Annotated in this window: 8 protein-coding genes; 2 read left to right on the forward strand and 6 right to left on the reverse strand. The window is 66.9% G+C overall.

What is annotated here, in order from left to right:
- The coding region (radC, locus tag VN419_RS06210; RefSeq protein WP_325645563.1) for a RadC family protein at positions 1–691 on the forward strand (691 nt) is incomplete at its 5' end.
- A gap of 28 nt (positions 692–719) precedes the next feature.
- Entirely contained in the window at positions 720–1,610 is an 891-nt protein-coding gene (locus VN419_RS06215; protein ID WP_325645565.1) for a 4Fe-4S ferredoxin, read from the forward strand.
- A 13-nt stretch (positions 1,611–1,623) separates the two neighbouring features.
- On the opposite strand, the gene VN419_RS06220 is transcribed toward VN419_RS06215, so the two are convergent.
- The 6 genes from VN419_RS06220 to tsf form a co-directional block, all read right to left on the reverse strand.
- Positions 1,624–2,154 (reverse strand): DUF2059 domain-containing protein, encoded by a 531-nt coding sequence (locus tag VN419_RS06220; protein WP_325645567.1) that lies wholly within the window; start codon positions 2,152–2,154, stop codon positions 1,624–1,626.
- A gap of 44 nt (positions 2,155–2,198) precedes the next feature.
- Entirely contained in the window at positions 2,199–2,741 is a 543-nt protein-coding gene (locus tag VN419_RS06225; RefSeq protein WP_325645569.1) for a hypothetical protein, read from the reverse strand.
- Between the two features lie 102 nt (positions 2,742–2,843).
- The gene (uppS, locus tag VN419_RS06230) at positions 2,844–3,590 is read right to left on the reverse strand and encodes a polyprenyl diphosphate synthase (RefSeq protein WP_325645571.1); all 747 of its coding nucleotides are present in this window, start codon (positions 3,588–3,590) and stop codon (positions 2,844–2,846) included.
- A gap of 6 nt (positions 3,591–3,596) precedes the next feature.
- Complete coding sequence (gene frr / locus VN419_RS06235; protein WP_325645573.1) at positions 3,597–4,151, reverse strand: ribosome recycling factor; 555 nt, start codon at positions 4,149–4,151, stop codon at positions 3,597–3,599.
- Position 4,152: 1 nt separating this feature from the next.
- On the reverse strand, positions 4,153–4,875 hold the full coding sequence (gene pyrH / locus VN419_RS06240) for a UMP kinase (RefSeq protein ID WP_325645576.1): 723 nt from the start codon (positions 4,873–4,875) through the stop codon (positions 4,153–4,155).
- 101 nt (positions 4,876–4,976) lie between these two features.
- Entirely contained in the window at positions 4,977–5,600 is a 624-nt protein-coding gene (tsf, locus tag VN419_RS06245) for a translation elongation factor Ts (protein ID WP_325645578.1), read from the reverse strand.
- Between the last annotated feature and the right edge of the window lie 49 nt (positions 5,601–5,649).

Raw genomic sequence — 5,649 nt, forward strand, 5'->3', positions numbered from 1 at the left:
CTCAAGAGCGGCGGAAACCCCGCCCCCGCACTATCTTGGCCACCGCCAGCGCCTTCGCGAGAAGTTGGCCGCCGAGCCCAAGGCCCTGGCGGATTATGAACTGCTGGAGCTTTTGCTGGGCCAGGTGTTGCCCCGGCGCGACACCAAGCCCCTGGCCAAGGAACTGGTGGCCCGCTTCGGCTCCTTGCGCGCGGTGCTCACCGCCCGGCAGGAGGCGCTCTGCGAGGTCAAGGGCTTTGGCGAAAGCCTGGCCGGGCACTGGGCGCTTCTGCGCGAGGTATTCGCCCGCCTGGGCGAGGCTCCGGTACGCGAGCGCCAGGTGTTTTCCGGCCCGGAGGTGGTGGCCGAGGCCGCCCGCGCGCGCATCGGGCACCTGGCGGTGGAGGAATTCTGGGTGGCCCTTGTGGACAGCAAGAACCGGCTCATGGCCTGGGAGCGCGTAGGCAAGGGCACGGTGGACGAGATTCCGGTCTACCCGCGCGAGGTGCTGGCGCTGGCCCTCACGCATCAGGCCTCGGGCATCATCCTGGCGCACAACCATCCCGGCGGCGACCCCTCCCCTTCCGTGCAGGACCGCGACCTGACCCGGCGCATCGCCCAGTCGGCCAAGGAGCTGGGCCTGCGCGTGCTCGACCACATCATCGTTGCCGAAAACCGGCACTTCAGCTTTCAGGACACCGGGCTGCTGTAGCCCCCCCACCCTACGGACAGGAGGCGGCATGAACACGAGCCCGAGTCCACGCGATCCCCAAGACGTCAGCGCCCTGATCCATGCGTTTCTGGCTGCGCCGGAGCAGAACCGCATCGAGCCCGGCAGCCTTGAGCCCGCCTGGGACGCCCCCCTTGTGGGCATAGCCCGGGGCGACGACCCCATTTTCGAGTCCTACAAGGTGCATGTGGACCCGCGCCACTGGACACCACTGGAGGCCTTCCGCCTGGCTTTTCCCAATACGGACGCCACCGCGGCGGAGCTTGCCGTGGTGGCCTGGATTCTGCCCCAGACCGAGGCCGTGCGCCGCGACCACCGCAAGGAGAAGGAGCTGCCCAGCAGGCGCTGGGCGCTGACGCGCAAATACGGGGAGGAGATCAACGCCGCCCTGCGCGACCATGCGGTGCGCGAGCTGTGCGCGGCCGGGGTGCAGGCCTGCGCTCCGGTGCGCTTGAAGGACTGGACGCGCGTGGAAGGCGGCCCCTTTGTCTTCGCCTCCACCTGGTCAGAGCGGCACGCGGCCCATGCCGCGGGGCTGGGGACCTTTGGCCTGTGCGACGGGCTCATCACGCCCCTGGGCAAGGCCATCCGCGTGGGCACCCTGGTGGCGCGCGCCGCCTGGCCCGCCACGCCGCGCCCCTACGCCGGACACCGGGACTGGTGCCTGTTCTTCGCCACGGGCAAGTGCGGGGCCTGCATCCGCCGCTGCCCGGCCGGGGCGCTCTCAACCGCCGGTCACGACAAGCCCCGGTGCAAGGCCTACATCCGGGGCGTCACCTCGCCCTATGTGGAGCGGGAGCTGCTCGGCGCGCCGGTGAACGCCTGCGGCCTGTGCCAGACCGGCGTGCCCTGCGAAAAGGGCATCCCGGCCGCGCTGCTGAAACGCCCGGCAAAGGGCTGAAGCGAAAAACGGCCTACTGCTGTGTCGTGCCGCCGGGCGCCTCGGCGCTTCTGCCCGCATCGCGCTTGAGCACGTCCGTCACGCGCTGGTTCAGTTCCGGGATCATGCCGATGGCCATGCGCTGGGCCACGTCGCGCGCCTCCTTCATGGCGCCCGGCATCACCGAGACCACTTTGCGCCCCGTGGGCGACTCGTAGAAGGCCGTCAGCTCGCGCAGCTCCTGCGGGGTGAAGCGCTTGGCGAACACGGGCAGCAGCTGCTCGGCCAGGCCGCCCGGGGCGGCAATCTTCTCCGACACCATGGCCGAGATCTCGCGCTCCACCAGGGGGGCCTTCTCCGGGGTGATGTCGGGCCGGAACTTTTTCACCGTGTTCATGTTCTGGTGCACGAACTGCATGATCAACTCCTTGCCGCCCATGGCCTCAACCAAACGCAGCACTTCCTGGCGTCTGGCCGGGGTCAGCTCCTCGGCCTGTGCCGGGGCCACGGCGGCGCAGCACAGGCACGCGGCCAGAACGGCCACGCGGATATTTCTCGTCAGCATCGCTTGCTCCTTGGATGGTTGGGAATGCGGAACGGGCGGCGGGGCTAGCCCTCCTGCCCGCCCTGAAGCTTCTTCAGACGCTCCTCGATGCGCGGCGCGGCCTTGGCGGTGACCCGCTCGGCCAGGCGCTCGCCGATCTCCTCCATATCGCCGGAGATGGCCGGCTGCAGGCGCACCACCCGCTGCATGCGCGGATCGCGGCCGATGGAGTTCAGGTAGCTGATGTCCTGCTTGGTCAGGTGGCGCTTGAACACGGCCACCATCTCGGCCACGGACTCCTGCGTGGCGGCCTTGAGCTCCACGCGCAGTTCGTCATGGATGAGCTCGAGCACGCCTGGGGCCAGGCCGGGCCTGGTCAGGCGCGTCAGCTCCATGAGCGAGGCCAGCTGGCGCTCGGCACCAAGCTCCAGCATTTCGCGGTAGCCGAAAAGACGGATATATTCGAGCACCTCGGCGTCGGCGGCGACCTCGCCCTCCTGAACCACGGCGGGCGGGTTCTTGGCCGATGCGGCGGCCAGGGCGGCGGAGGCGGGGCCGGCGCACAGGCACAGGCTCAGCAGACACAGGGGAACGATTGGGTGGCGCATGGCGGCTCCTGATGTTTGCGGCAGGGAACCATGCTTCGGGCGGAAAGGCAAGCAGGTGCGGGGGCGCGAAAACGCTTCGGCCGCGCGGCCGGCGGGAAACGCCTAAACGGTCACCTGCTCACCGGTCTTGCCGAAGCGGCGCTGGCGGCTCTGGTAGTCGGCCAGGGCGCGCTCCAGCTCGGTCCCGTCGAAGTCGGGCCAGAGGGTGTCGGTGAAATAAAACTCGGCGTAGGCGGCCTGGAACAGCAGGTAGTTGGACAGGCGCAGCTCGCCGCTGGTGCGGATGATCAGATCCGGGTCGGGCTGGTTCACTGTGTACAGCTCGGCCGCGAAGGCCTCGTTGGTGATGGCCTCGGGCTTCACGCCCTTTTCGACGAGGCTGCGGCAGGCGCGCAGAATCTCTTCCCGGCCGGAGTAGTTGAGCGCCAGGTTGAGGGTCATGGCGCGGCAGTTTTCCGTCTTGCCCATGACGTGGGACAGGCTCTGCCGGGCCACGAAGGGCAGCCCGTCGAAGTCGCCCAGGACCTTCAGGCGGATGTCCTGGTCGAGCAGGTTCTGCAGCTCGCCCTTCATGTACTCCACCAAAAGGTCGAAGATGAGCCCGACCTCGTCCTTGGGCCGCGACCAGTTCTCACGCGAGAAGGTGTACAGCGTGAGGTGGCGGATGCCCAGCTCGCGCGCGCGGGTGACGATGGCCTTGGCCGCGCGGGTTCCGGCGCGGTGGCCCTCGCTGCGCGAGAGCCCCCGGCGCTGGGCCCAGCGCCCGTTGCCGTCCATGATGATGGCGACATGCCCAGGCACGGGCGCGGGCACGGGCGAGCTTGCGGACGTGGTGGAAGCGTCTGCCATGGGCAGCTACAGTTCCAGGATTTCCTTCTCCTTGGCGGAGAAGGCTTCGTCGCACTTCTTGATGGTCTCGTCGGTGAGCTTCTGCACCTCGGCCTCCAGCTTGCGCTGCTCGTCCTCGGTGATGTCCTTGTCCTTCTGGAGCTTCTTGGTGGCCTCGTTCAGGTCGCGGCGCACGTTGCGCACGGCAACTTTGGCTTCCTCGGTGAACTTCTTGGCCAGCTTCACCAGATCCTTGCGGCGCTCCTCGGTCAGCGGCGGCAGGCTGATGCGGATCATCTTGCCGTCGTTCACGGGATTCAGGCCCAGGTCGCTTTTCAGGATGGCCTTTTCCACGGCGCCGAAGGCCGCCTTGTCCCAGGGCTGGATGGTGATGGTGCGGGCGTCCGGCACGGAGACCGAGGCGATCTGCCCCACGGGCGTGGGATTGCCGTAGTAGTCGGCCATGATGGGCTCGATGAGCGTCACCGAGGCCCGGCCGGTGCGCAGGCGCGAAAATTCCTTGGTCAGGCTGGAGAGGGCTCCGGCCATGCGTTTCTTGCCGTCGTCGATAACCGCGGGCATGTTAGTTCCCTCCTTCAACGATGGTGCCGAGCTTCTCGCCCTGGATGACCCGGCGGATGTTTCCTTCCTTGAACAGATTGAAGACGATGATGGGCAGGCTGTTGTCCCGCGCAAGGGAGATGGCCGTGGCGTCCATGACGCCCAGGCGCTTCTCCAGGGTCTCCATGTAGGTCACGGTATCATAACGCGTGGCGTCCGCAAACTTTTTTGGGTCCTTGTCGTACACGCCGTCCACCTTGGTGGCCTTCAGGATGGCTTCGCACTTGAGCTCCGAGGCGCGCAGGGCGGCGGCGGTGTCGGTGGTGAAGTAGGGGTTGCCCGTGCCCGCGGCGCAGATGACCACGCGGCCCTTTTCCAGGTGGCGCTCGGCCCGGCGGCGGATGTACGGCTCGGCCACTTCCTTCATGGTGAAGGCGGTCATGACGCGGGTGTCGCAGCCGAGTTTCTCCAGGGCGTCCTGCACGGCCAGCGCATTCATCACCGTGGCCAGCATGCCCATGTAGTCGCCCTGTGCGCGGTCCATGCCCTGTTCGCTGGCGGCCATGCCGCGGAAGATGTTGCCGCCGCCGATGACCAGGGCGATCTGCACGCCGAGCTTGGCCACGTCGGCGATTTCGCGGCAGAAGGTGCCGATGGCCTTGGGCTCGATGCCGAACTGCTGTTCGCCGGCAAGGGCTTCGCCCGAGAGCTTGAGGAGAACTCGTGAGTATTTCAGCTTTTCCATGTTCGTCCTCCGGATGTGGGCTTAAGTGTGGCTGATTCGGGCGCGGCCCCGCCTGCGTGTCGGCTTCAAAAAAAACGGGCCTTGCGGCCCGTTCGTTTTTCCTATTCCTCGGTGGCTTCCGCTTCGGCGTCTTCGCCCAGGACCATGCGGTTGAACCGCCCGATTTGCATGTTCTCGCCCAACACGGAGATGAGCTCGTTCAGCAGATCCTTGATGGTCTTCTTGTCGTCCTTGATGAAGAGCTGCTCCAGCAGGCAGACCTCGGAGTAGAACTTCTTCAGACGGCCTTCGACGATCTTCTCGGCGATGGCTTCGGGCTTGCCTTCCTGCATGGCCTGATGCTTGAAGATCTCGCGCTCCTTGGCCAGCAGGTCGGCGGGCACCTGCTCCGGGGTCACGCACAGGGGGGAGGTGGCGGCGATCTGCATGGCCAGATCCTTGGCGAAGGCCTGGAACTTCTCGTTCTTGGCCACGAAGTCGGTCTCGCACTTCAGCTCGACCATGACGCCAAGCTTGCCGTTGTTGTGGATGTAGGAACCCACGATGCCCTGGCTGGTGGCGCGGCCGGCCTTCTTGGCGGCCTTGGCCAGGCCCTTCTCTCGCAGGTAGGCGATGGCCTTCTCTTCGTTGCCGCCGCTCTCGACGAGGGCCTTCTTGCAATCCATCATGCCCGCGCCGGTCTTCTCGCGCAGGACCTTCACCGCATTCGCGCTGATCTCAGCCATGATCTACTCCTCCTCGGCGGCGGCTTTCTCGGCGGCCGCGTCGATCTCG

Source organism: Humidesulfovibrio sp., from assembly GCF_035560995.1.
GTDB lineage: Bacteria > Desulfobacterota > Desulfovibrionia > Desulfovibrionales > Desulfovibrionaceae > Humidesulfovibrio.

What these genes read in the sequence shown, in the direction of transcription:
- VN419_RS06215 (WP_325645565.1), top strand. Translation starts at nt 720, where the DNA reads ATGAACACGAGCCCGAGTCCACGCGATCCCCAAGACGTCAGCGCCCTG.
- VN419_RS06220 (WP_325645567.1), bottom strand. Translation starts at nt 2,154, where the DNA reads ATGCTGACGAGAAATATCCGCGTGGCCGTTCTGGCCGCGTGCCTGTGC.
- VN419_RS06225 (WP_325645569.1), bottom strand. Translation starts at nt 2,741, where the DNA reads ATGCGCCACCCAATCGTTCCCCTGTGTCTGCTGAGCCTGTGCCTGTGC.
- uppS (WP_325645571.1), bottom strand. Translation starts at nt 3,590, where the DNA reads ATGGCAGACGCTTCCACCACGTCCGCAAGCTCGCCCGTGCCCGCGCCC.
- frr (WP_325645573.1), bottom strand. Translation starts at nt 4,151, where the DNA reads ATGCCCGCGGTTATCGACGACGGCAAGAAACGCATGGCCGGAGCCCTC.
- pyrH (WP_325645576.1), bottom strand. Translation starts at nt 4,875, where the DNA reads ATGGAAAAGCTGAAATACTCACGAGTTCTCCTCAAGCTCTCGGGCGAA.
- tsf (WP_325645578.1), bottom strand. Translation starts at nt 5,600, where the DNA reads ATGGCTGAGATCAGCGCGAATGCGGTGAAGGTCCTGCGCGAGAAGACC.